This is a genomic window from Arthrobacter sp. 179, assembly GCF_052379645.1.
In the GTDB taxonomy this organism is placed as follows: Bacteria; Actinomycetota; Actinomycetes; order Actinomycetales; family Micrococcaceae; genus Arthrobacter_H.
This window is the reverse complement of record NZ_JBQSYU010000053.1, coordinates 1-2,547: the sequence shown is the minus strand read 5'-3', so window position 1 is coordinate 2,547 and position 2,547 is coordinate 1. Positions and strand designations below refer to the sequence as shown.

The window sequence follows — 2,547 nt, the reverse complement described above, 5'->3', positions numbered from 1 at the left end:
TGTGTTTCGTCAACTCGAAGTCGGCCATTAAAGCGCTAAGAATCAGGCCACTGCGGCACGCTTTCCTGCCAAATCAGCACCAAGCTATTTCATCAGCGCATTTTTGACCCGGTAGGACTCCCCGCGGAACTGCAAAAGACGACCGTGATGGACGAGGCGATCGATCACCGCGGCAGCCATGTTGTCGTCGCCGAACACGGTTCCCCACCGGGAGAATTCCAAATTTGTTGTCAAAATCAGACTCTGTTTTTCATACGCATCCGATATGACTTGGAACAACAGGCGTGCCCCTTCGGTATCAATAGGCAGATAGCCAAGCTCGTCAATAATCAAAACCCGGTTCCTGGCCAAGGCAGCGAGTTCCTTATCCAGACGTTGCTCCTCCTTGGCCCGACGCAACTGCATCACCAACGCCGAGGTCGTGAAGAACCTCGCCGGGATGCCCTTCCGGCAGGCAGCGGCAGCCAACGCCGATGCCAGATGCGTCTTGCCGGTGCCCACGTCGCCATAAAGGACAAGGTCCTGGGCCTGGTCAATGAAGTCCAGCGAGAGCAATGCCTCGCGGCCATAATCGGTCGGGAACCGCACCGCCGACCAGTCATAGCCCTCCACGGACTTCAGTGCCGGCAGCCGGGCAGCACGAAGCAGACGCTGGCGACGGGATTCCTGCCTCGAGGCATGCTCCGCCTGCAGGATCCCCAACAGGTATTCACGCTGCTTCGGAGTCCCCTTCAGCGCCCATTGCTCCAGAACACTGCTCGTCAACGACGCCGCCCTACCGGCGTCCACGATGTCCTGGACCTCCACGACCGCGCTCATGCCGGTTCTCCGGCAGTGGCGACGAGGTTGTCATAAACGCCCAGGTCCACCCCGGACACGTCAGGTTCGGCCCCGTTGGCGATCCGGCGGGCGAGCATCCCCAAACCGGCGGCATCCGGGGCATCGCCGCGACGTATCAGAGTCTCGGCTGCCTGTACGGCGGCATCGAAACCGGCCGAGCCCGCAGCGGCGTCCACCGCGTTGAACAGGCGTCGCCGATCCGGTGACCTGGCGGTATCGAGCCAGTCACGCACCGGGTCCGGAACCAGCTCACGCAGCGGTGAATGCGACCATGAACCGGGCTTGCGCTCCAACAACGGCAACAACGTCGCCGGCTCGAACACCGTCTTGGACTGCTTGCCGAAGACCCGGTTGAACGTGATGACGGGTTCTGCTTGCTCGTCGAGGATCTCGACCTTGTCGTGGCGCAGCCCGACCGTGAGGTCACGCGAATGCATCGAGGGTCCGGCGGCGTAGGTGTTGCCGTCAATGAGGACGTTCCCGGTCTTGTCGGCCCTACGGGACTCGTAGCGCACCGGGTCGAAACCAACCCCGGGCAACTCCATCGACGCGGCGATGTCCTCGGAGAAGAGTTCACCGATGGCCAGGCCCTTGCGCCAATGCGTGGCGGTGGCCAGTTCCTCGCAACGGGCCAGCAGGACCTCATTGAGGCCAGCCAGGGATTCGGCTTCGGGCTCGGGGACCATGAAGTTGCGGCGCAGGAACCCGACCGCGTTTTCCACGTTGCCCTTTTCATTCCCGGAGTTCGGGTTGCAGTAGCGTGCCTGGGCACGGTAATGCAGCTTGAACGCGGAGAACAGTTTGGACTCCACGACCTTCTCCCCGGTGCGCCGGCCGACGCCGGTCGCGTTGTCGAAGACCAAGTGCCGTGGGGCGGCACCCATGCGTTCGAAGATGGTGCGCAGCCCGTGGCAGACACATTCCGCCGTTTCGCCGCGGTAGGCCTGCACGAAGCGCATGTTCGAAAACGGGAACGTGATCACCAGGATATGAAGCAGCTGCCGCACCCCGGCGATGATGGCTTCGGCTTGGCCGAAATCGACCTGCGCGCTCCCCGCGGGCCAGACTAGTTCCGCGTAGCCCTCGCCCGGTCTCCGGTGCCGGGTGTGAAAGCGCTTCACGTGGCGTTGGACCGGGGAATAGGAGCCTGAGAAACCGTGCTCGGCGACCAGACGGTCGAAGACGCGCTTGGCGGTATGGCGTTGTTTGCGTGCGCGTCGCGCATCCTCTCTGAGCCAGGTATCGATGGTCTCCTCAAACCCTGCCAGCACCGAACCACCGGGGCGTGTTTGTGGTGTTGGTGGTGTTGGCGAGCAATCCTCGAGCCCGACGTACTTGGCCACGGAGTCGCGGCTGATGCCCAGCTGTCGGGCGATCGCCCGCCCTGTGGCTCCCTCGGCGTCCAGACGCCTGATATCTTCTTGCATGGACATGGGTACCGTCATCTGCTTTCCAGCCCTTCCGGCGCCATTTGCTAGTGGAATGGCGGCGCCGTAAGGAACTTATATGAGTGGTGGCGGGCCCATGTCCTTCCTTCCTTTTCGGGCATGGTCCTGGCCATCAGGGTGATCATTTCTCAGAGCGCTTTTCCCGGTTTGGGTTGTCGCTGTGGTGGCCGGATTCTTATCGCTCTTTTGGCGGGATTCCTGCCACTAACTTGGCAGGTTTTCCTTGCTGAACTGGCCTACAAACAGTCGATCACACACA

At 62.0% G+C, this 2,547-nt stretch carries 2 protein-coding genes; both read right to left on the bottom strand.

The window, feature by feature from the left end:
* Window positions 1–84 precede the first annotated feature (84 nt).
* Entirely contained in the window at window positions 85–819 is a 735-nt protein-coding gene (istB, locus tag ACT3UE_RS15720; protein ID WP_443349346.1) for an IS21-like element helper ATPase IstB, read from the bottom strand.
* A complete protein-coding gene (gene istA, locus ACT3UE_RS15715; RefSeq protein WP_443349347.1) occupies window positions 816–2,273 on the bottom strand; it encodes an IS21 family transposase in 1,458 nt (485 codons plus the stop codon). The genes istB and istA overlap by 4 nt, the downstream gene beginning before the upstream one ends.
* Window positions 2,274–2,547: the final 274 nt, after the last annotated feature.